This window comes from Bdellovibrio bacteriovorus (assembly GCF_001592755.1).
In the GTDB taxonomy this organism is placed as follows: domain Bacteria; phylum Bdellovibrionota; class Bdellovibrionia; order Bdellovibrionales; family Bdellovibrionaceae; genus Bdellovibrio; species Bdellovibrio bacteriovorus_E.
Map to the genome: position 1 here is coordinate 50,369 of NZ_LUKF01000003.1, position 20,885 is coordinate 71,253.

Sequence of the window (20,885 nt, forward strand, 5' to 3'; positions counted from 1 at the left end):
TTGAGTGCATCACCCTTAAGTGGAAAAACTCATCCCGGCTTCGACTATAGCGAAAAGCCCCTAGCTCTATCTCAAGTGATCAATGCTCAGTTTACCAAAAGTTCTTTTAATTTGAACAACTGGTTTCAAGTCTCTTTTAGGAACGTGGCTTGGAAAGAGACAAATCTCACAGGCACCCGGGCCACGAAGGTCGAGTTTGATAGTGTTGAATTTAAAAACTCGGATCTATCTGGTTTTAAGTGCACTCATTGTGGTTTTAAAAATGTGATTTTTGAAAATGTGAAAATGGACGGTGCTCATTTTCTAGGAGCCGTCTTCACAAATACGCACTTTATTAAAAGCGATCTTCGCCGCGCAGATTTTATTTCCAGTTCTTTCCAAAACTGCACCATAGATTCTGACACCGCAAAATATCTGTCGGCTGAAAAGCTGCAAAAATGGAAACTTCAAGTGAAGGAGACGCCGTGAGATATTTTCAGTCTCAACTTGAAGAAATAAAAAATTCACGTGCCTTGCAAGTCTATGGCGCCCTCTTGGCACTGACACACTTATTAAGTGCCTATTTCTGGATGGATCGGTCTTTAGATCTGGTTACGAAGGCCTCACCCATCTCGGCCTCTTTGTGTTGGCCGTTTTTCCCGGCATGTGATGCGATTCGTTTTTCTTCCACCGGCCAAGCGTCGATGTTTTTAGAGGTCTATGCCGTCGCTTCTATAGTGGTTGCAGGGCTTTTTTTATTCCGCCGTTTGCAGTCAGCTTACTTTGGGCTGATAGGATTACTGATTTTAAAAATCTTCTTTACGAGTTTGTCTTACGGGCTGATGGGGAACTATCATTATATGACGTTCTTCACACATCTCGCGTTTTTGTTTCTTCCTACAAAAATAATAACTATTCCTTTTTTTATCGGTGTTTTCTATTGGGGCGCTGGCATTCTGAAGTTTGATCCTGAGTGGTTAAGCGGTACTGCTTTAATCACTCCAAGTTTTTTGCCTTCAGCCGTCGAGCATATCAGTCTTATTTATGCCGTTATCTTAGAGTGTATTTTTGTCTTTGGTTTATTTAGCAAAAAAAGATGGCTTCGCGGACTGGTTCTTTTGCAGTTTGTCGCGTTTCACGCTTTTTCCTGGCACATTGTCGGTTATTTCTATCCCATGACGATGTTTTTGCTATTGGGAATTTTCGCCTTAGTCCCTCTTTATAAAGAAAGATGGCAAGCGGTTATAGATTCCAGACTTTGGCAAAAGAAAAGCACTCTGTTGCCGGTGATGCTTCTTATTCTTCTGCAAATCGTACCGAGCCTTCTTGCCGGTGACCCTGCCGCTAGTGGTGCGCCAAGAATTCTTTCCTTAAACATGCTTGATGCAAAAATGGAATGCGAAACTCTTTTAATTCGCCATGCTTCTTTGTCTGAGGAAACTTACGATCCCTTTGTGAAAGCGCCGTCAACACGCACGCAGTGCGATCCGTTAGTGTTTCTGTCGCAGATTCAATTGGTTTGTAAAGATCGCTCAGAAAAAATGGACTTCTGGCTTTCTTCAAGACGAACGACAGCCGACGTTTTTAAAACACGTCTTTTCCTTCCTGACGTTTGCTCTAAGTCACAAGCTGAAATTCTTTGGGCGGAAATTTTATGATGAAGTATGCTTTCGTCCTTTACAGTGTCATCGTTTTAATATTCCTAGCCCGCGCCGAGATAAAAACCTGGTCGATGCTGGACAGCGATCTTCGTCTGCAAAAGCCGAAAGATCCCGTTCAATCCGAAGTTCTGCAGTACCAATTGAGTGCGGAAGAAAAAAAAGAAAGTTCATCGACCTATCGCCGCGACAGCCGACGCTCTGGTCATCATGAAGTCGAAGCCGCGCAATTCACACCTTTCCAAATTCTTTGGCAGGTGGCGGAAGTGAATAACGGCATTCATCGTGCAAGTAAAAGTTCACCGGCCGCCGATGACCAAGGATTTTATATTGCGGATGATACGGGTTTTTTAAGAACCTACGACTGGCAAGGACGCTTGCGCTGGCAGTTTTACAGTGGTGTCAGCCCCCGCGGAATGCATTCAACGCCGCTCACGGATAAAGACAGTGTCTATATGGGCGATTACGCGGGCTACCTCTATTCGTTGAATAAAGAAAATGGAAAGATTCGTTGGATCACGAAAGCCGGGACCACTGTGGGCTCTTCGCCATTTATGCATAATGGACTTCTTTACGTCGGCATCGAGCTTCCAGAGCCAAATGGCTTTTTGTTGGCCCTAGAGGCACGCACGGGAAAATGGGTTTGGACTTCACCTTTAATTGGAAATCATCCCCATTCCTCTCCCACTCTGGATATTTCTAATGCGCAGATCTTGATGGGCTCAAACACCGGGGCCTTGGTGGCCTACGACCTTAAAGATGGAAAACCAAAATGGTCCTTTGCGACGAATGACGACATAAAATGTGCAGCCGCGCTTTCGGGAGCCAATGCTTACTTCACTTCTTGGGATGGTTTTCTGTACTCCTTAAATACAACGACAGGCCTTTTGCAATTCCGTTTACCTTTAGATGGATCAGCAATGAGTTGTCCGTCCATTAATAAAGACGGAACCCTTATTGCCGTTACTGGCTTTAATAGAAACTTTGTCGTACACGGACCTTCCGGCAAAGTCCTTTGGTCCTCGGAAATCAAAGGACTTAAATCACGAGCACAATCAAGCCCTCTGATTATTAGCTACGCCCACCAAGAGGTGGCGGTTTTTCTTTGCGAAGAAAAAGCTTTGTGCGTGCATGATCTTCATTCAGGAAAAGTCTTACAGGAAATAAAAATGGAGAGCGCATTTTCAGGCTCTCCCGTTTATTTTAAGAATCATCTTTTAATTTCGACATCGGGAAAAGACGGACTCTTGGTCCTTAAAAACTAAGGCGCGGCTTACTCCACCGTCGCGCCTACAGGTCCCATCAATAACTTATAGCCGTTTTTCTGAGCGACCACTTTGTCGTACTGAGTTCCCACCGTGGCGGTCATACGCCAACCTTTAGGATTCGATGCCTCGTGAGTGCCTCCGCCCCCGCCGCCACCAACACCGACAGTCGTGGTTTCTTTTGCTGGAGCATTAAACACGACATCTTTTTCGGGATGGAAGTCCGCTAGATTTTCATAGCGAATGGATTTCACACCTGAATCAGTGGCTTTCATAGCACAGATCGAAACCCCGTAGCTGTCACTCAAGCTACAATCGGCTTTCACAACGCCTGTGCCTTTCGTGACAGAATAGTCAGGGCGATATCCCTGCACGACAGTGTTATCTGAATTCATCAAGCGCACAACAACCAAAAGCTGAGAATTTCCGTCTGAAATGCCGTGCGAACCCACCAGGACTTCTGTATTTTCAAAATCGGCTTTTGATGGATCTGTCACCACACCCGCAATAGGTCGCTCTGGCAATACAATGCCAGGAGGAAGTTTGGGACCAGAAAGTCCCGCAAGATTTTCAAGACTGGCTTCGATTCCGCAACCGGCAAGAAGAAGCGTAAGTAAAGGCGCAAAGACGTACCAAACCATACCTGCCTCCAAAATATCTATATATTATTATCGGCCCGGGTCTGGGATTTCTTAAATGACAGATTTTCAACTCTTCTATATGCGACTTTAGTTCTTCTGAAGATCAGCCGAAGTATTATAATGATATGAATATCCGGAACGTCCTCCTTATTATATTGGGAACTGTGGTTGTCTCTGTTACAACCGCATTAGTAACCGTGCGTATGATCCAATCGGATCTTGCCTCTTCAACTCTCAAACAAGTCGATCCAAATCTTACGCAAACAACGACTCCCCCATCGACGATGATAAAGCTGTCACCGACGGCTCAAGTTCCGCCACCACCTCCACCCGCTGTGCCGGCTCCCGCACCTGTGCCTAAGTTGGCTGCCGATCCAGCGGGCCCAAGTATCGAATCTCTACTTCCTCCGAAAGAATTTGATCCTAATTATGACGCTCGGAAACCTCTTCGACCGGAAGAGGTCGTAAAAACTCTTTTAAAGAATACGCCTGATTGTGAAGACGATTATAAAGAGCTCTGCACAGGCAATCGGTTTCTGGCTGAACATCCTTTGGCATGTTTGCGTTCTCAAAAAGAGAAGATCTCGCGAGCCTGTGCCAACCAGGTCAGTGCCGTTCAAGATAAGTTTAAGACAGACTGCTCTTCGGACATTCAAAAATTCTGTCCTGAGCAACGTCGTTACTTTTCATGCCTCAAAGCGAAATTCAATGAACTCTCTAAAGTCTGTCAGGCGAATATTAAAGAGTATTCTCGCAAGTAATCGTCTCAGATTCATACGTTTACGATAAAATTTTGTAATTTTTTGCGTGTCTACTAATATTTTCGGCCAGTTTATCCGATATGTTTTGGTAACGAGGTAATTTGTTGTTCTTTGTTCTGTACGTAACTTTAACAAGGAATTTGGTATGCTCTCGATTAGAAGCACTCTGGAAATAACTACGGCACTTCTACTAGCAGTCCCCGCTTGGGCACAGATGTCTGTGTCAGAGGTTCCTCAAGGCCTGACGATTCAAGGGCGAATTATTCAGCCTGATGGCCTTCCTTTAGAAGATTCCAACGTCCACTTCAATATCAAGGTCCTTTCGCCAGGTGCGGAAGCCTGTGTGTTATTTGAAGAAAACCGGGTCGTTAATATGACCAATAGTAAAGGTGTTATCAACTTTGCTATCGGGGCCGGCGAAGCGGGAGCGACAGTGGTGCCTGCAGGGCATACTTTGCCACTTCATAAAATTCTTAAAAACTCAGGAACGATTGCAGGCCTTGCAAGCTGTGCCGGGGGCCAGACAAGCTATGCGCCGAATGCCGGGGACTCCAGAAAAGTCCGTGTGACTTTCACCGTGGGTTCTGAAACTGTGGCGCTGTCTCCGGACTTTGATTTACGTTCGGTTCCTTATGCCATGGAATCTGAAAATGCCGTGGCTTTGGAAGGAAAAAAAGCGGCGGACTTTATTCAAGCTTCGGCCAATGTCACACAAAATCGTGTTGAGACGCTTTTATTACCTGCTAACTTCGACGGACTTCTTGCGCTTTTAAATCCCAGTGCGAGCTCTCCGACAACAGGCTCTATCGGTATTCCATCTTCCGATGGCACCGCGACGGCTCCAGTGCGTGACGGTCTTATGCGCTACGATGAAGCCACACAGACAGTTCAAGTTTCTATCGGAGGAACTTGGCAAAATGTGGTGACTGGAAATACGGGTGTGGGTTCAAGCAATATCGAAGACGGTTCTGTGGGATCTGCAGATATTGCAGACAATGCGATTTCTGGTGGAAAAATTCTTAATAACGCCGTGACAACTGATAAGTTGGCTGACGAATCCGTTACCAGCGACAAGCTTATGAATAACTCGGTAACGAACGGCAAAATCGCTGACGGCGCGATTACATTTAATAAAATTGCAAATGGTGCTATCAGTACAATCAAAATCGTTGATGGCGCGGTGAACTCTGCAAAAATCCTAGATGGAAGTATCGCGACGGCTGACTTGGCAAATAGCGCGGTGACGACAGCTAAGATTGCTGACAGTAATATTACTACGGCGAAAATTGCAGACCAAAACGTAACAACAGCCAAGATCGCTGATAGCAATATCACGACTGCTAAGATCGCGGATCAAAACGTGACCACAGCGAAAATTGCCGATGGCAATGTCACGACCGCTAAGATCGCCGATGCCAACGTGACCACAGCAAAGATCGCTGATGGAAATGTGACTGACGCCAAGATCGCTTCAGTTTCTGGATCCAAAGTCACAGGAAATATTCCTGGTAACGCTGCGGGCTTCTATGGAGCTTTGGCCGGTGACGTCGTCGGCGGACAAAGCGGTACCACAGTTCAACGTATGCAAGGTCGCTGGGTGGCCAACGTGAATCCAGGTGTAGGCCAAGTATTAAAGTGGGATGGTGGCCAGTGGGTTCCTCAAACAGATAATAACTCTGGTGGTACTATCACGAGTGTGAGTGTAGGCCCAGGCATGTGGGGTGGTGGCTCCTCAGGTGGCGTTTCCATCGGACTCAACAATACAGGTGTCGGTGCAGGTTGGTATGGTAATGGTTCTTACGTTCCACAATTCTATGTCGATGCTTCCGGACGTATTACGGCCGTAAATAACGTCGCCGTAAACGCGGGTTATGCTTCTTGCGGTGGAAATCTGCACGGAAGAGCCTGGATTTCGTCAAGCGGTTGTAGCAGCGCCACAATCGCTCAGTGCGTGAATGGAAGCACAGTCACAGTTGGAACCTTCTCAACAGGCGGAAGCTGTGACGGAGATGGCGACGGGTTCTAATGAAACGCCTGGCTTTTTACTACTCTGGATTAATCACCTTCGTGGGACTTTTGCAGCTGACCCATTTGGGTCAGCGCGTGTTCCCTCCTCCGAAAGTAAATCGACTTTATTTTCCATCAGAAGAGCAGGTATTCACACCTGCTTTTCCTATTTTAAATCCTGGGGTGCAGCCTTTGTTCCCTGCTTCTGAAGTGATCTTGCAAGAGCGACTGTACGCCCCGTTCGTCAGTTTGCGTGAAACCGATCTTTCGAATCGAAATCTTTCCAAAGCGCATTTAAGTTTTGCTGACTTGCGCGGAAGCAAGCTTTTAGGAACGGATCTTTCGCAGGCCTTGCTTTATGGCGCGCAGTTAGAAGGTGCGCTGTTTGATAAAAACACCCGCCTTCCCTTCTCTTATGAAACGGCACTGGCGCTAGGAATGAAAGAACAGCTATGAAGTCCTTGCTTCAAGAATTAAAAACCTATCCTCAGTTGCTTTTTGTCGGAGTGATTTTAAGCTTCGAACATCTGATCACTTTGTTTTTCTGGCTGACAGAAAGGCCTGTGCAATGGGTGCTCTCACCGTCAAACCCATCGGTATGCTGGCCCCTATTTTCAGCGTGCGCCGACTTTAAACCGTCTTCTGTCGTCTTAGGAATTATCTTAGCCGCGTACGGAATCATCGCTTTAGCGGCGATGTACTTCTGGATACGCAAGAATTTTCGCTGGGGCATTATCGCTCTTTGGGTGTTGGTCGCTATTAAATGCCTGATCATTCTTCAAGATTATCGTCTGACCGGCAACTACCATTATCTTCCGACTCTTATCACTGTTTGTTTCTTGCTTATTCCCGGGCGCGCTTACGCATTAACATTTAGCTTCTTTGTCATCTATTTCACAGCCGGTGTCCTCAAGTTAAATCCGACCTGGGTTAATGCAGAGGCTATTAATGAACGCCTGCTACCACTGATCGTCAATAAAATCGGCGTATGGTATGTGTTGGTCCTTGAACTTGCCTTCATCTTTTTCTTATTCAGTAAAAAGAACCGCTGGTTTTATTTCATCTTTGCGCAATTGGTTTTATTTCATCTTTACTCTTGGCATCTCACTCGTTTCTTTTATCCGACGGTGATGCTGACTCTTCTGGGAATCTTATTAGTCGTTCGCTCCACGGCGCCGGCCCTGGGTTTTAAAGAAACATTCAAAAGAGTTTTCTCTTCTGCTGAAGCCAAACTTTTAACAACATTTTTTATTCTTCTGCAGATTCCTCAATATTTAATTCCCGGCGATGCCGCCTTAACCGGCGAAGGCCGTATGTACGCTATGATCATGTATGATGGCCGAACTCAATGTCAGCCTTATTTGACTTTGTGGAAGAAGAATAAAGAAAAAGAAGAGATGCCTTTACAGCCCCCTTGGCTGATCACACGCACAAAATGCGATGCCATGGTTTACTGGCGTTTGGCTCAAAACATCTGCAGCTGGACAAAGAAAGACGCTTCCATCGTGCAAGTCGATTTATACGTCCCCGTTCGCTATGAAAACACCGATGAGTGGCAGCCCCTGGTCGCTGCCACGGATGTCTGCAACAAAGAGCTGACGTATTCAAGTTTCTTCCCGAATACGTGGATCAATAAAGTCACTCGCGAAGTGAGTCATCATGGCGACGGCTCCATGAATCCCGAAGAGGATTGAATCCTCTCAAAACGATGCTCATACTCTGCCAAAATCTCGTGAACTTTTTCATCATCTAAATGCGAAAGAGCTTCTTCCACTTTTAGATTTTCTTGATCACGTCCGACAGTAAGCAGCGCTGCGATTCTTTGATCTTCATAATAAGCCACGGCAAAATCCACTTGCTCCATGTCGCCTAAAACATCCATGCGATCAAAGCGCTCGGAGTGACCAATGTAACACAAGGTCAGACCATAGTGAGTTGTCCAAAAGAACGGAACATCTTGAAAGCGCACCTTATCGCCCATCATATTTAAAGCCGCAACCTGTCCTTGGCGTTCGGCCACTTCCCAGTGCTCGACACGAATCGGCCTTTGACTGCGAGGATCTGGCCAGCGCGCGATATCCCCCGCGGCAAATATTCCAGGCATACTTGTTTCCAAATATTCATTTACCAATATGCCGTTATCAGTAAAACAACCTGCTTGTTCCGCAAGCTCGGTGTTAGGTTGTATTCCCGCGCCGACGACAACAAAGTCCGCATCTATACTTTGTTTGTTATCTAAAACAACACTGCGATCACGGATTTCTTTAATCCCGTGTCCTAGATGAAATTTGACCCCATGCTGTTCATGCAGTTTCTTAAGATAGCTTCCGACATGAACGCCGACGACATTCATTAACGGCATTTCTTCAGGCGCGACAACATGAACTTCCATGCCGCGCAAGCGCAAAGAAGCTGCGACCTCAAGACCAATAAAGCCCGCTCCGATAATGACGACCCTTGAAGCCCAAGAAGTGCGCGCAATAATACGGCGGCTGTCTTTCAACGTGCGTAGCAAATACACGTGGCCCTTATCAATACCTGGAATGCGCGGTTTTCGTGGAGTCCCCCCTGTTGCGATTAAGCAGCGATCAAATTTCAAAGATTTGCCATTAGAGATAAAAACAGAGTTTCGGTGCGAATCGATTTTTTCAACTTTGACACCTAATTCAAGACGGATCCGATTTTGTTTGTAAAAATCCTCGGTAAAAAGAGGAATCCATTCTTCCGGCGCATTCCCTGCCAAAAAGTCCTTCGAAAGATTGGGACGGTCGTAAGGAAGCTCTTTGTCTTCACCGATGAGAGTGATGCTTCCCAAAAATCCCTTTCTTCTTAGCATCACCGCCGCTGCAGTTCCCGCAGCCCCCGCGCCGACAATAACGTAGTGTTGAGTTTCAGTTCCTTTGCGAGGCGCCACCACCGGATTTTTCTTATCAGTGACGTAAACTTTATTGTCGCGAACCTCGACATGCCAGGCAGGAATGGGACTTAAAGCAGGTGCTTTAAGAGCTTCGCCCGTTCTTAAGTCAAAACACGAGTGATGCCACGGGCACATGACTTTATCACCGGTTACAATACCTGCCTCTAACGGCCCCCCGTAATGAGAACACTTCGCCCCCACGGCAAAATAATCACCCTCATGACGAACCAACAGAACAGGTTCATCGCCGATATGACCAAGCAGGCTTTCATCGTCTTTAAGTATTTCTTCAGAAACTCCTTTAGAGAAATCTGGTCCGCTGACTTTTGCACTTACAGCCATGACAAATCTCCTTGATGCCTTTGATGATAGTCCCAATCAAGAAGCCCCGCAGGTTGTGTCGGGAAGTTGTGCATAAAAACAACAATGCGTTCTGAAAATCACTCTTGAGTCGTGGCAACTGTGTTGATTGTCTCAGTCTGAAACAGGACTCTCGATTAAAAATCGGCTGGGGCCTTCAATCAAGACCTCATAATTCCGATGAGAAAGGTGGTTGTTTAGTCGCCAGGAGGCCACGTTTGAAACAATGGATGAAAAAACTTGTTGAGCAGTTTGATATGGACTGGGGCACTTCATCCCATGAAAAAGGAGCTTCGTCAGCCGGTCCCTCTTTGACGGAGGATCGCGCAACTTTGCTCTATATCCTTGATGTTTACAACAAGCACCTCTTTGAAATTCAAAACCACTCGGTGCGCAAAGTGCGCGCGAAGTTAGATACGTTCGCTAAAGAGCTGGTACAGGCCGACACGGAAGCCACCGAAAAAACTCTGTTCCGTCTTCGTCAGTTTATTTCTAGCTACCGTATTGATGAATACACCTACGTGCAAAACACATTTGATGACTTTAAACGCATCATCTGGGATTTCGCTGATCATTTAAGCGAAGAAGCCCAAGTTGAAGATGCGTCACAAGCCGATATCAATCAAAGCCTTGAAGGCTTGCGCGAGGCCGTTGAATCCAACTCTATTGAAGAGCTGCGGGCGCGCTCTAGAGAATTCATTAACTTCTATTTAAAGCATCAGAACTCGACGAACGAACGCCGTTCAAAGCGCATGGAATCCATCAAAAAGAATCTGACTACGGTCAAAAAGCAATTGATGGAAGCCAATCAGACAATGCGTCGGGACCATATGACGGGGGCTCACAACCGTCGTAGCTACGACGAACAAGTGCGTCGCTATTTGCAGTTGCATGATATCGACAAGGATCCAATGACCTTGATTCTTTTAGACATCGATTTCTTTAAAAAGATCAACGATGCCTACGGACACGACATCGGAGACTTCGTGCTAAAAGAATGCGTGCGTCTGCTTCAAGAAAGCTTTTCGCGCGAAGAGGACTTTATTGCCCGCCTGGGTGGTGAAGAGTTTGCCGTGATTCTGCCGGGCTGTAATACCGAGGCGGCCATCAAGATGGCGGAAGAAGCGATGAACCGCATCCGCAAAGAAGTCTTCGTGCAAGATAAACTGGAGATTCGTTTTACAATCTCCATGGGGATTGCTGAAATCACCCCGGGTGAGTCCGCTGATAGCTGGTACAAACGCGCCGATGAAGCCCTTTACGAATCCAAGCAAACGGGCCGCAACAAATACTCATTAGCCAAAGCCCCGGGAATGAAACGGGTCGCTTAAATAAGAATGCTCCTGAAACTTCAAAGGATCCGCAAGGATCCTTTTCTTTTGGCGTTCGCCTCTAGCTCCTTAAAAAGACTCAAGAATCACTGTCCAAACTTTAGACAGTTGCCCAGAAAATTCTAGTGACTGGAAATTTCTGATCACACGCCGTGATTTTCGGGGTGTTCTGAAAAATCTAAACACTCGCAGCGAATTTCAAAACGAAATCGAAATCAGCGCGTGCAGAGTTGGCTTTCACTTTGCTTTGTACGTCAGTCATGATGACGACAACACTTCCAAAAAAACTTTTAGTCCTTTTTCTTTTTGTAAATCTAGCGGCACAAGCGCAAGCCGACACGAACGCTCTCAAAGATCGCGACATCGTTGTTGCGATCATCGATACGGGTGTCGACGTCAATCACCCCCTTATTCGCGATCACCTGTGGGTGAACCCGAATGATCAGAAAAATACGATAGATGATGATGGCAATGGATATGCCGATGACCTCCATGGATGGAACTTTGTTTCAAATAATAGTGATATTTCGGATAACCACGGGCATGGAACCCATGTGGCAGGAATTATTCTGCAAAAAGCGAAAACTCAAAAAGTAAAGTTTATGATTTTAAAGTACTACGACCCGCTTCAGTCAGGGGATGACAACTTGCTGGCGACGGTAAAAGCCATTCGTTATGCGACGAAAATGAAAGCGGACATTATTAACTATTCAGGTGGTGGCGACTCAAGAAGCCCGCTGGAAGAAGCTGCTATTCGTGACGCTCAAAAACAGGGAATCGTTTTTGTGGCGGCGGCCGGCAATGAAGGGCGCGACACCGACCGCGTCGGCTACTATCCAGCGGGCTACCGGTTGAGCAATATTATTTCTGTCGCCGCCGTCGATTCGCGCAAACGCCTATTGGCAAGCAGTAACTATGGTTCAAAGTCCGTGGACATAGCGGCTCCGGGTAAGAACGTTTTCTCATCCCTCCCCGGAGGCCGTTATGGATTTATGACGGGAACATCTCAGGCGACGGCTTGGGTGAGCGGGCTGGTAGCTTCTTTGCTGGCTCGTTCGGAAAAGTCTCTGCGTCCCGAAGATATCAAAAGATATCTGGAGCAGAGTGCGACGAAAGATCGCATGCTGACGAAGAAAATTCGCACTCAGGCGCGTATTTCCACCCTCGCCTCCTTGCACAGCACGCCTTAGTTTGACGGCTGACAAAACAGAAGATAGGCTTAAATCATGAGATTTCACCTTCGACTTATCTTCTGCTTTGTCATCACGTCTGTCCCCTTTGCTTCGGGGGCTCAAGTTTGTCTTCACGATGACACGACATTTCGCTGTGTGAAGGTTTTAAAGAACTATGATGGTGATACGTTGACCGTGAATATCCCCAATGTCCCCGCCTTGATCGGTAAAAATATTTCGGTGCGAGTTTCTGGTATCGATACACCTGAAGTGAAAACAAAGAACCGCTGCGAAAAAGAAGCCGGGAAGATCGCCCGCAATTTAGTCGCAAACACCTTGAAAAATGCGAAGACGGTTGAGCTTCACAATGTTCAACGCGATAAATATTTTCGCATTCTTGCGGATGTCATGGTGGATGGTCGTTCGCTGAAGGAAATCCTGCTAAAGAACAATCTTGCGTACACCTATGACGGTGGAACAAAGAAACATCCTGATTGGTGCAAAGTTCTGCGTCAGCCCGCCAATCACTGATTCCTTGCATAGCGAAGACGAAACCTTGACTGGTCCGACGGTCCAAGGAAAATGGGCCCATGAGAATCAATGGCGTGCCCCAAAACCTTTACTCTTGGTATCAACAAAACTTAGGCCTGATGAGGGATTCTGACGGTGCTTTTGTCATCCCTACCGAGCGGCTTTTAGAAAATTCGGTGCAAGTCAGCTTCTTTCCTTATGACACAAGTTATATCTCACCTTCCCACACACGATGTCTTTTTAATTTCCAAGTGGACAACCTTGCCGCCCTACTGACTTCTATGGCGGAAAAAGGCGTGCGCATTGATGATCGCATCGAAGAAACAGAACACGGCCTGTTTGCCTGGGTCTATGATCCTGCCGGCAACAAGATTGAACTTTGGGAGCCGGCTCACCACAAAGAAAACCTGATCAATTTGCCAGAAGCCGAATGAGCGGTTTAAGATGGGAGTCATGGAAAACCACACCCCCACAATTCTAGACGAAAAAAAATGGTTTCAGCTTTTCAGCAATAAAGCGCGTGTCTTATATCCACCGACAGACCCAGCCCACGATTATTTGCATATCATGCGTGTCGTGAACACAGCGAAGAATCTTTGTTTGCACGAAAAAGCGGATTGGAATGTGGTTTTACCGGCAGCTTTTTTTCACGACTACATCAACGTACCCAAAGGGGATCCCCGTCGTCCCTATGCCTCTCAGCTTTCAGCGGAAGCGGCCATAGAGTACTTAAAGTCCGTCGGCTATCCAGAGCAGTACTACGAAGCCATTCGCCACGCGATCGAAGCCCATAGCTATAGTGCGAACATCAAAGCGACGACATTAGAGGCTCAGATTGTTCAGGATGCAGATAGGTTGGATAGTTTAGGCGCTATTGGCATTGCCAGATGCTTTGCTACTTCGACCATGATGAGCCGACCGTTTTATGCAGAGGAAGATCCGTGGGCGCAATCCCGCAGCTTAGATGACAAAAGCTACGGTATTGATCACTTCTTTCAAAAGCTTTTCAAATTAGTAGATCACTTGAACACGCCGACGGCAAAAAAAGAAGGCGAACATCGTATCGCCTTCATCAAAACTTACTTGGAACAAATTAAAAGGGAAATTTAGAAGCGAGAGTAAGTTCTACTTCTCACCAATCATGGGAGTGTAGCTGCCTTCAACAAAACCGGCGGCTTGAACGAACTCCTTCATTAATCCAGCAAGCTGCTTCGTTTTTTCAGGTCCCATTTTATGAAGACACTCGATCATCTCTTCTTGAACCGTGCGCGGAACCTGGCGTAGCTTCTCCTCCCCTGCCGGAGTCAAAGACACAACCACACGACGCGAGTCTTCTTTTGAAGTCGTGCGAGACACGAAGCCTTGTTCTTCTAATTTTTTTACTACAACAGAAACAGAACTTTGATGAGTGGTGGTGCGAGAGGCAAGATCGTTGATGGAAAGACCGGGTTCAGCTTGAAGCTTTTTAAGAACAAATATTTGGGCTGCACTCAGTCCCAAATCTTTTTCTGATTGGCTGGAAGCAACCCGCAACGCTTTAAAAATAAAGCGTATACAATCCATGACTTCAGCAACTTCAGAGTGATACGACGACAGCGGTGCATTGTTCATGAGTTCATTTAACGAGACTCATATTTAATAATCAAACTTATTTTATATGCGTACACATATATGACGTTTTGCAAAGTCCGCAAGAACTCACAGAGATGACACTTCAATGACATTCGGAAGTCCCAGCATCGCGGCACCTTTTGCACTCGAAAAATCGATTTTATATGAACGAAGCGCAATTTTCTTTTCACCGAAAAAAACTGTGGAACCGTAGAGTGAATCACCTAGAATTGGAAATCCGTGACGACTTAGATCAAAGCGAAGCTGATGCGAGCGGCCCGTGACCGGGCTTAAATCCCAAGCCAGATGCGCGTTTCCGGACTCGCCCAAAAAAGTGGCGATTGTCAGACTGGGCTTCCCTTGAGGACTTTCGAAAGCTCGACGCTTCCCTCGCAGAAGGCGTGATTTCCACTCAAAGACGTCGCCCGCGTGGATTTCAAAGAACTTTCTGCTGTTCGGAACATTGGCGGGAATATGATCAAATCCTTGTTTGCTGGTCAGCGCGCGATATGTTTTCTGCACTTGTTTTTGCTCAAACCAAGTATTGGCTTTGCGATGAGCATCCGAATTTTTCGCGTACATAACAAGCCCAGACACTTCAAAATCCAGACGGTGTATAGGAAAAATCTGTTTGTCTAACTTTTTCTGCAACGCCGTTCCTAAACAAAGACGCTCATCATCCTCTTCAAAACGGCTGGGAGTCGTGAGCACACCGCTCTCTTTGTCACAGACAACAAAGTTTTCGTTCTCAAAAACAATGTGAATCATTTTTTGCTGATACCGACAAGAAAGATCTCTTTAGATATTTTTCGAGTGGAGTCCGGCTTCACCGCTTCACACTTCACAAACGACTTTTTGATTTCATCGCGAAGTTTAGTGAAGTCATCGCTGTGAAAGAGCTTGCAAATAAAATGGCCGTCTTTTTTAAGAAAGCGACGAGCCACATCCAACGCAAGTTCGCAAAGCTCCATCGAGCGAGCTTGATCTGTCATGCGAATGCCCGTTGTTTTAGGAGCCATATCAGACATCACTAAATCGAACGGAGGTTCGAAGCCGTGCTCTTTAAAAATATCTTCCAGGTTTAAATCACGAAGATCGGCTTGAATAAAAACAGCATTTTTAAGCTTCACTGTGACCGGGCTTAAATCCACGCCCAAGACTTTGCCTTTTTCGCCCACCATCTTGGAGGCATATTGAGACCACGAACCCGGAGAGGCCCCCAGATCCAAAACAGTTTGCCCCGGTTTAAAAATTTTGTATTTCTTGTCGATCTCTTCAAGCTTAAATACGGAACGGGCCGCGAAGTTTTCTTGCTTGGCTTTTTTGAAATAGTGATCGCGAGGATTGTAAGTCATATCGGAGGGTTATCGGGCTTTCGCAGGCCAAAGTCCACCACTTCTTGGAAGCGTGCTTACTTTGGCTCTTCAGCTTAAAAAAGATTCACTCTTTTAGGCGTTTTCACGAGCTGGTTCCCGCACTAATGCGAGAAGGCCTCCACCGAGTACGAAAAGCACCAAAAGCCCCATCATTCCCATGCGAGAATTTCCAGTGACCGTCACGCCCACGGCCACCACCAACGGACCCAGGATCGAAGCAAATCGGCCGACTAGGTTGAAGAGACCAAAGTATTCTCCGCTTTCTTCAGGCTTGATCATTCGACCAAACATCGAACGACTGAGTGACTGCACGCCACCTTGAACCATCCCAATCACGGTCGCGAGCAAATAAAAATGCCATGCTTGGGACATCCAAGTTGCGCCGATCACCGTGATCGCATAAATCGCGATGCAGACCATAATGGGAGCTTTCGTACCCCAACGTCGGGTAAAGGTTCCAAAGAAATAAGCACAAGGAAATCCGATGAATTGTGTGATCAACACTGCGACGATCAGATCTTTAGATTCAAGTCCAATGGAGATACCGTAATCTACAGCCATGGTCATCACAGTGTAAACACCATCTATGTAGAGCCAATAGGCGACCATAAAAATCAAAAGATTCTTTTCCAGCAACAAGGCTTTCAAGGTGCGACGAAGAGTTTTAATACTTTCTCGCGTGAGACCCCAGAAGTTATGCTTAGAAACTTGAATATGTGGTTCCGGAACATTTTTAGCCAAAGGTATCGAAAAGACGAGCCACCAAATAGCAACCGTCACGAATGAAATTTTAACGGCCGCCACTCCATCAGAAATTCCGAAGGTCGCTGGGAAAAGGTACATGAGTACATTGACAAGGAAAAGCACTCCTCCCCCTAGATATCCCATGGCATAACCTAATGAGGAGGCATAATCCATCGTGCGCCCTTGAGCGACGTACGGAAGAAGTGAGTCATAGAAAACGCTGGCTGCGTTGAAGGCCGCCATCGCAATTCCGTAAGCAACCATCGCCGCCAACCAATCCCCCATGGGGATAAAGCCCATCACGGCACATGCCAAAACACCGACGACAGTAAAAATCATACAGAAAAGTTTTTTAAAGCCTTTTAAATCAGCCATTACTCCTAGTGTAGGGCTCAGTAAGGCGATGGCTAAGCTAGAAATTGAGATGGCTGTTCCCAGGCGGGCCGTCGTAACAACGGCATCTGCGCCCTGACTCCAATAAGATTTAAAGAAGATGGGGAAAAATACGGCCATGACCGTCGTTGAATAAGCACTGTTGGCCCAGTCATAAAGCGCCCAGCTAAAGATTTTTTTCTTCTGTGTTTGATCCATTCTTCCCCCGGCTTTCTTCAAAGAGAACACGGAAAGAAGCAGAACGGAAGAAGAAAATCAGCACTGACAAAGTCATTAAAAACATAATGCTGGATAGCGCATTGAGCTTCGGTGAAACACCCATCTTCATGGCCGTATAAAGCTTCACTGGCAAGGTGTCCTGACCCACGCCATTCACGAAATACGTGATCAGAAAATCATCAAATGAAAGCAGAAAGCTTAAAACAAATCCGCCTAAAATCGCAGGCTTTAAAAGCGGCAACAAGACCTGTTGTTGAATCTGCCAGGTACTAGCTCCAAGGTCCCGGGCCGCATCTTCCAAAGATGCATCTAAGTTCGCCAAACGCGCATTCACCGTCATCATCACGTAAGAAATTGAAAAGCTCACATGGGCTAAAATGACCTTGGTTCTGCTAAGCTCAAATTGTAAAATGAAAAACCAAGAAAGCAAAGAGAGCGCAAAGACGATCTCGGGAAAGATCAATGAAACCACAGAAAGACCTTCCACGCTGTGGCGCCACGACTTCTGATTACGACGCAAACCCAAGGCGCCTAGAGTGCCAAGGACGGTCGCTACACAGCTTGAAGCAAGCCCGATAAGAAGACTGTTCATCAAGGCTTGCATCAAAGCCGCATCTTGAATCACTTCCATAAACCAACGGACAGTGAAGTGAACTTCCTCGGCGTTTTTTTCTAAAAATGCACTGATGAGCATCACCACTATAGGAACATAGAGAGCCGCTAGCACAAAACCCAAAACGACTTTTGCGAGCACTGGCGCCGAGGGGCGAGCTCTTTCTTTATTCACGCACTCTTCCCTTTCTTTGAACGACGACAACAACTCCCAGTAAAAGCACCATCAAAAGAACTGAAAGAGCGGAACCAAAAGGCCAATCACGCGCTTTTAAAAATTGTTCCGTGATAAGATTTCCAAAGAGCATGTTCTTAGCGCCACCCAATAAATCGGGAATGACGTACTCTCCAAGCGAAGGAATGAAAACCAGAAGCGACCCGCTCCATAGAGCTTTCTTCAAGTTCGGCAGAATGACCTTAAAAAGCGTGCGCCACGGCCCGGCTCCTAGATCTTGAGACGCCTCAACCAAAGTGAAATCCAATTTTTCAAAAGCTCCGTAAAGTGGCAGAACCATAAACGGCAGATACGTCGTAACCATTCCGTAAAGGACCAAAAACTTATTCTGAGTCAAAGCATAAGGATCAAAAGGAACATTTAAAAAAGTCAGAAAGGTCTGCAGAGGTCCTTCCACGCCCACAAACAGGCGAATCGCGTATATACGAATCACCAAATTAGTCAAAAAAGGCAGTGCAATCGCCATCACATAAAGCGAACGAAGGGTCGCCGATGACGTTGCCATCGCCCAAGCGACAAGTGTTCCTAAGACCAGGCACAGAAAGGTTGTCAGCGAAGCCAGCGCCACGCTTTCAAAAAAAATCCCCACATAAGGACCGTTAAAAATGCGCACATAGTTCTGAAAAGTCCACGTCCACTCGATCCCTCCGTAAGTCCCACGAGTGGCAAAACTGACGACGATGACGATCATCAAGGGAGCTAGAATAAAAATCAGAAACCACAAGAGTGCCGGAAGTAGAAAAAAATCGCGAAGCTTCATTTGCTTCGCTCTCCAAACACCATGGCTTTTCGCACATAGGCATCTAAGTTCATACCCACACGAAGCTGATCCGGTGGCACGCCGATCTTTCCTTTAATAAGACTACCATCCCCCAAGCGAATGGTCGCCAGATCCTGACTGACTTCGATCAACTCGCCCTTAAGACAGCTTGTTGATTCAATAAAATGAGACGCGAAAATACTTTCTGGATTTTCATAGATTTCACGCGGTGAACTGACTTGCTCAAGCACCCCATGATTCATGATGCCGATGCGATCGGATAAAGCCAAGGCCTCTTCTTGATCGTGGGTGACGCAGATAAAAGTCAGACCCAGCTTCCTTTGCAAAGCCCGCAGTTCTTTTTGCATGTGTTCACGCATTTTCAGATCTAAAGCCGACAGAGGTTCATCTAGTAATAAAACGCGGGGTTCATTGACCAAAGCGCGAGCCACCGCCACGCGCTGACTTTGCCCGCCGGAAAGTGTTTCGGGTTTGCGATCCCGGAACGAAGTCATATCAACCAGCGCTAGCACTTCCATCACCTTATCAGCGATTTGATCTTTGCTTAGACCTTTCAGTTTTAAACCGAAGGCGATGTTTTCACTCACGGAAAGATGCGGAAACAGCGCATGTCTTTGAAAAACCATGTTGAAGGGGCGCTTCTGAGCCGGAAGCGTATCGACGCGCTGGCCATCTAGAAGAATTTGCCCCGAGGTGGCTTTCTCAAGTCCCGCGATGATTCGCAACAGAGTCGTTTTTCCGCAACCACTCGGCCCCAACAAAGAGAAAAACTCTCCTTCAGCGATGGAAAGGTTGATTCCCTTTAACGCCGTTTGACTGGAAAAACTTTTACCGATATTCAGAAGTTCTAACATCCATTTAACAATAAGAAGGATTTAAAAAAATGTCGAGAATATTGATCGCGATCTCTGTTCTTTCTGCTTTGCTGGCGGGTTGTACGAAGAAAGAGGCTAAAGACACTTCAGCCAAAGTGGTGAACCTCTCAATTTGGGGCAACTATCTTTCTCCAGAAATGCAAGCGCAGTTTGAGCAACAAACAGGCATCAAGATCAACATTTCCAACTATTCCTCAAATGAAGAACTGTTGGCGAAGATGCAGATGGGTTCTTCGGGCATTGATGTCGCGGTTCCTTCTGACTACATGGTCGATATCATGCGCAAGATGAATTTGCTTGAGCCTTTGAAGGCCGAGCTTCTCCCTAACAAATCCCTTATCTCTGAACAATTCTTAAAGCAGGATTTTGATCCCAAAAATGAATTCTCGGTTCCCTATATTTGGACGACGGTAGGAATTGCGGTCAACCGCGAACTCTACAAAGGCCCGATGAATAGCTGGAAGGATCTTCTTACAAACAACCAGCTGAAAGGCAAAATGGCGCTGTTGGATGATGTGCGCGAAACGATGGGGGCGGCACTTAAGCTTCATGGCTTCAGCGTAAATACCACGGATCCCGCGCAAATTGCCAAAGCCAAAGCGACCCTTCTGGAAACAAAGAAGAACGTAAAAATGTTCTCCTCCGACACAATTGACATTCTGGGAAATAAAGAAGTGGCAGCGGCTCAAGCTTACTCTTCGGATGCCTTGCAAGCGGCGGCTCGTGCTCCCGGCAAAATCGAATACATCATTCCTTCGGAAGGCGCGACCGTCGCCATCGACAACCTCGTCATTGCCAAAGGTGCAAAACACCTTGAAGCCGCTCATAAATTAATTGATTTTCTTTTAAGCCATGAGGCCGAGATCAATAAGGTAAAAACCATTTTGGGAGGCCCCGTCCTTAGCAAAACTCAATCGGAACTTCCAAAAGAGTTGCAAAACAACGAAGCCCTCTTCCCGAAAGCCTCTACTTTAAAGAATCTGGAGCGCATCCAGGATCTCGGAGAGAAAAACAAACTCTTCGAAGATGCTTGGACGGAAATTAAAACTCAGTAGTTTATTTCGCCGCTCTCTGCACCTCGGGGGAACTTCCCGATTCGGCGCGAAGTTCCGAGTACAGGCAAAAAGCGCCAACGACTGTGCAGACCACGCCGGCCCCCAGATAAAGTAAAACGCTTCTTTTATCCTGTTTGAAGAGATAATAACACAGCCCGATCAGAATCAAGATCGGGCCGACCACAGCGGTCGACGCTAAGACCTGGCGCAGGGCAAAGGCCCCTACCTCTGAATTCATAACCACCACCTACGTTCAATAATTTGGTTATTCTGTAGAACTCTTCGGCAGGACTGTGGGGAAGCTTGATGGAGGTTCCTGAATATGGAAGCGCAGAAAAACAGTTTTAATTTATCTGCCTCAT

At 46.5% G+C, this 20,885-nt stretch carries 23 protein-coding genes; 13 read left to right on the forward strand and 10 right to left on the reverse strand.

Annotated elements, in window-relative coordinates:
• From AZI85_RS04060 to AZI85_RS04070, 3 genes are read left to right on the forward strand one after another with little or no spacing between them, the layout of a single operon-like run.
• Positions 1-468, forward strand: coding sequence for a pentapeptide repeat-containing protein (locus AZI85_RS04060; RefSeq protein ID WP_172795293.1), 468 nt, complete (start codon positions 1-3; stop codon positions 466-468).
• Positions 465-1,637 carry an HTTM domain-containing protein gene (locus AZI85_RS04065; RefSeq protein ID WP_253720831.1) on the forward strand — a complete coding sequence of 391 codons (1,173 nt, stop codon included), beginning with the start codon at positions 465-467 and terminating at the stop codon, positions 1,635-1,637. The genes AZI85_RS04060 and AZI85_RS04065 overlap by 4 nt, the downstream gene beginning before the upstream one ends.
• Positions 1,634-2,902: an outer membrane protein assembly factor BamB family protein gene (locus AZI85_RS04070; protein ID WP_063242888.1), complete on the forward strand. Its 1,269-nt coding sequence runs from the start codon at positions 1,634-1,636 to the stop codon at positions 2,900-2,902. Before AZI85_RS04065 ends, AZI85_RS04070 begins: the two co-directional genes overlap by 4 nt.
• Positions 2,903-2,910: 8 nt before the next feature.
• Here AZI85_RS04070 and AZI85_RS04075 read toward each other — a convergent pair whose 3' ends face one another.
• Complete coding sequence (locus AZI85_RS04075) at positions 2,911-3,543, reverse strand: hypothetical protein (RefSeq protein ID WP_063242889.1); 633 nt, start codon at positions 3,541-3,543, stop codon at positions 2,911-2,913.
• Positions 3,544-3,668: 125 nt separating this feature from the next.
• Here AZI85_RS04075 and AZI85_RS04080 point away from each other — a divergent pair, with 125 nt between their 5' ends.
• From AZI85_RS04080 to AZI85_RS04095, 4 genes are all read left to right on the forward strand, one after another.
• Positions 3,669-4,304, forward strand: a complete 636-nt coding sequence (locus tag AZI85_RS04080; protein WP_063242890.1) for a hypothetical protein — start codon at positions 3,669-3,671, stop codon at positions 4,302-4,304.
• 145 nt (positions 4,305-4,449) lie between these two features.
• Positions 4,450-6,330: a hypothetical protein gene (locus tag AZI85_RS04085; RefSeq protein ID WP_063242891.1), complete on the forward strand. Its 1,881-nt coding sequence runs from the start codon at positions 4,450-4,452 to the stop codon at positions 6,328-6,330.
• A complete protein-coding gene (locus AZI85_RS04090; RefSeq protein ID WP_063242892.1) occupies positions 6,330-6,767 on the forward strand; it encodes a pentapeptide repeat-containing protein in 438 nt (145 codons plus the stop codon). The genes AZI85_RS04085 and AZI85_RS04090 overlap by 1 nt, the downstream gene beginning before the upstream one ends.
• Positions 6,764-8,005: a hypothetical protein gene (locus AZI85_RS04095; protein ID WP_063242893.1), complete on the forward strand. Its 1,242-nt coding sequence runs from the start codon at positions 6,764-6,766 to the stop codon at positions 8,003-8,005. The genes AZI85_RS04090 and AZI85_RS04095 overlap by 4 nt, the downstream gene beginning before the upstream one ends.
• Here AZI85_RS04095 and AZI85_RS04100 read toward each other — a convergent pair.
• The gene (locus tag AZI85_RS04100; protein ID WP_063242894.1) at positions 7,969-9,570 is read right to left on the reverse strand and encodes an FAD-dependent oxidoreductase; all 1,602 of its coding nucleotides are present in this window, start codon (positions 9,568-9,570) and stop codon (positions 7,969-7,971) included. The two genes, AZI85_RS04095 and AZI85_RS04100, sit on opposite strands and share 37 nt — an antisense overlap.
• Positions 9,571-9,806: 236 nt before the next feature.
• Here AZI85_RS04100 and AZI85_RS04105 point away from each other — a divergent pair, with 236 nt between their 5' ends.
• From AZI85_RS04105 to AZI85_RS04125, 5 genes are all read left to right on the forward strand, one after another.
• The gene (locus AZI85_RS04105; RefSeq protein ID WP_063242895.1) at positions 9,807-10,919 is read left to right on the forward strand and encodes a GGDEF domain-containing protein; all 1,113 of its coding nucleotides are present in this window, start codon (positions 9,807-9,809) and stop codon (positions 10,917-10,919) included.
• A 260-nt stretch (positions 10,920-11,179) separates the two neighbouring features.
• Positions 11,180-12,109, forward strand: coding sequence for a S8 family peptidase (locus tag AZI85_RS04110; RefSeq protein ID WP_253720832.1), 930 nt, complete (start codon positions 11,180-11,182; stop codon positions 12,107-12,109).
• A gap of 36 nt (positions 12,110-12,145) precedes the next feature.
• Positions 12,146-12,622 carry a thermonuclease family protein gene (locus AZI85_RS04115; protein WP_081110908.1) on the forward strand — a complete coding sequence of 159 codons (477 nt, stop codon included), beginning with the start codon at positions 12,146-12,148 and terminating at the stop codon, positions 12,620-12,622.
• A gap of 59 nt (positions 12,623-12,681) precedes the next feature.
• Positions 12,682-13,056 (forward strand): VOC family protein, encoded by a 375-nt coding sequence (locus AZI85_RS04120; protein ID WP_063242896.1) that lies wholly within the window; start codon positions 12,682-12,684, stop codon positions 13,054-13,056.
• Between the two features lie 19 nt (positions 13,057-13,075).
• Positions 13,076-13,732, forward strand: a complete 657-nt coding sequence (locus AZI85_RS04125) for an HD domain-containing protein (RefSeq protein WP_063243069.1) — start codon at positions 13,076-13,078, stop codon at positions 13,730-13,732.
• A gap of 15 nt (positions 13,733-13,747) precedes the next feature.
• Here the strand turns inward: AZI85_RS04125 and AZI85_RS04130 are convergent, their stop codons facing one another.
• The 7 genes from AZI85_RS04130 to AZI85_RS04160 all read right to left on the reverse strand — a co-directional run bounded on the left by AZI85_RS04130 (position 13,748) and on the right by AZI85_RS04160 (position 19,447).
• Positions 13,748-14,233 carry a MarR family winged helix-turn-helix transcriptional regulator gene (locus AZI85_RS04130; protein ID WP_253720833.1) on the reverse strand — a complete coding sequence of 162 codons (486 nt, stop codon included), beginning with the start codon at positions 14,231-14,233 and terminating at the stop codon, positions 13,748-13,750.
• Positions 14,234-14,320: 87 nt separating this feature from the next.
• Positions 14,321-15,001 (reverse strand): RluA family pseudouridine synthase, encoded by a 681-nt coding sequence (locus AZI85_RS04135; RefSeq protein WP_063242898.1) that lies wholly within the window; start codon positions 14,999-15,001, stop codon positions 14,321-14,323.
• Positions 14,998-15,588 carry an RlmE family RNA methyltransferase gene (locus AZI85_RS04140; protein WP_063209416.1) on the reverse strand — a complete coding sequence of 197 codons (591 nt, stop codon included), beginning with the start codon at positions 15,586-15,588 and terminating at the stop codon, positions 14,998-15,000. Before AZI85_RS04140 ends, AZI85_RS04135 begins: the two co-directional genes overlap by 4 nt.
• Positions 15,589-15,681: 93 nt before the next feature.
• Positions 15,682-16,944 carry an MFS transporter gene (locus AZI85_RS04145; protein WP_172795295.1) on the reverse strand — a complete coding sequence of 421 codons (1,263 nt, stop codon included), beginning with the start codon at positions 16,942-16,944 and terminating at the stop codon, positions 15,682-15,684.
• Entirely contained in the window at positions 16,913-17,752 is an 840-nt protein-coding gene (locus tag AZI85_RS04150; RefSeq protein WP_063242899.1) for an ABC transporter permease, read from the reverse strand. The genes AZI85_RS04145 and AZI85_RS04150 overlap by 32 nt, the downstream gene beginning before the upstream one ends.
• Positions 17,745-18,572 carry an ABC transporter permease gene (locus AZI85_RS04155; protein WP_063242900.1) on the reverse strand — a complete coding sequence of 276 codons (828 nt, stop codon included), beginning with the start codon at positions 18,570-18,572 and terminating at the stop codon, positions 17,745-17,747. Before AZI85_RS04155 ends, AZI85_RS04150 begins: the two co-directional genes overlap by 8 nt.
• The gene (locus AZI85_RS04160; RefSeq protein WP_063242901.1) at positions 18,569-19,447 is read right to left on the reverse strand and encodes an ABC transporter ATP-binding protein; all 879 of its coding nucleotides are present in this window, start codon (positions 19,445-19,447) and stop codon (positions 18,569-18,571) included. Before AZI85_RS04160 ends, AZI85_RS04155 begins: the two co-directional genes overlap by 4 nt.
• Positions 19,448-19,476: 29 nt before the next feature.
• Between AZI85_RS04160 and AZI85_RS04165 the strand changes: the two genes are divergently transcribed.
• The gene (locus AZI85_RS04165) at positions 19,477-20,523 is read left to right on the forward strand and encodes an ABC transporter substrate-binding protein (RefSeq protein WP_081110909.1); all 1,047 of its coding nucleotides are present in this window, start codon (positions 19,477-19,479) and stop codon (positions 20,521-20,523) included.
• Between the two features lies 1 nt (position 20,524).
• Here AZI85_RS04165 and AZI85_RS04170 read toward each other — a convergent pair whose 3' ends face one another.
• Positions 20,525-20,761 (reverse strand): hypothetical protein, encoded by a 237-nt coding sequence (locus AZI85_RS04170; RefSeq protein ID WP_063242902.1) that lies wholly within the window; start codon positions 20,759-20,761, stop codon positions 20,525-20,527.
• Between the last annotated feature and the right edge of the window lie 124 nt (positions 20,762-20,885).

Coding starts and splice junctions, on each gene's coding strand:
- AZI85_RS04115 (WP_081110908.1), top strand. CDS start 12,146: ATGAGATTTCACCTTCGACTTATCTTCTGCTTTGTCATCACGTCTGTC.
- AZI85_RS04080 (WP_063242890.1), top strand. CDS start 3,669: ATGAATATCCGGAACGTCCTCCTTATTATATTGGGAACTGTGGTTGTC.
- AZI85_RS04085 (WP_063242891.1), top strand. CDS start 4,450: ATGCTCTCGATTAGAAGCACTCTGGAAATAACTACGGCACTTCTACTA.
- AZI85_RS04100 (WP_063242894.1), bottom strand. CDS start 9,570: ATGGCTGTAAGTGCAAAAGTCAGCGGACCAGATTTCTCTAAAGGAGTT.
- AZI85_RS04110 (WP_253720832.1), top strand. CDS start 11,180: ATGATGACGACAACACTTCCAAAAAAACTTTTAGTCCTTTTTCTTTTT.
- AZI85_RS04130 (WP_253720833.1), bottom strand. CDS start 14,233: ATGAACAATGCACCGCTGTCGTCGTATCACTCTGAAGTTGCTGAAGTC.
- AZI85_RS04160 (WP_063242901.1), bottom strand. CDS start 19,447: ATGTTAGAACTTCTGAATATCGGTAAAAGTTTTTCCAGTCAAACGGCG.
- AZI85_RS04140 (WP_063209416.1), bottom strand. CDS start 15,588: ATGACTTACAATCCTCGCGATCACTATTTCAAAAAAGCCAAGCAAGAA.
- AZI85_RS04095 (WP_063242893.1), top strand. CDS start 6,764: ATGAAGTCCTTGCTTCAAGAATTAAAAACCTATCCTCAGTTGCTTTTT.
- AZI85_RS04155 (WP_063242900.1), bottom strand. CDS start 18,572: ATGAAGCTTCGCGATTTTTTTCTACTTCCGGCACTCTTGTGGTTTCTG.
- AZI85_RS04170 (WP_063242902.1), bottom strand. CDS start 20,761: ATGAATTCAGAGGTAGGGGCCTTTGCCCTGCGCCAGGTCTTAGCGTCG.
- AZI85_RS04165 (WP_081110909.1), top strand. CDS start 19,477: ATGTCGAGAATATTGATCGCGATCTCTGTTCTTTCTGCTTTGCTGGCG.
- AZI85_RS04125 (WP_063243069.1), top strand. CDS start 13,076: ATGGAAAACCACACCCCCACAATTCTAGACGAAAAAAAATGGTTTCAG.
- AZI85_RS04070 (WP_063242888.1), top strand. CDS start 1,634: ATGATGAAGTATGCTTTCGTCCTTTACAGTGTCATCGTTTTAATATTC.
- AZI85_RS04145 (WP_172795295.1), bottom strand. CDS start 16,944: ATGGATCAAACACAGAAGAAAAAAATCTTTAGCTGGGCGCTTTATGAC.
- AZI85_RS04090 (WP_063242892.1), top strand. CDS start 6,330: ATGAAACGCCTGGCTTTTTACTACTCTGGATTAATCACCTTCGTGGGA.
- AZI85_RS04120 (WP_063242896.1), top strand. CDS start 12,682: ATGAGAATCAATGGCGTGCCCCAAAACCTTTACTCTTGGTATCAACAA.
- AZI85_RS04075 (WP_063242889.1), bottom strand. CDS start 3,543: ATGGTTTGGTACGTCTTTGCGCCTTTACTTACGCTTCTTCTTGCCGGT.
- AZI85_RS04135 (WP_063242898.1), bottom strand. CDS start 15,001: ATGATTCACATTGTTTTTGAGAACGAAAACTTTGTTGTCTGTGACAAA.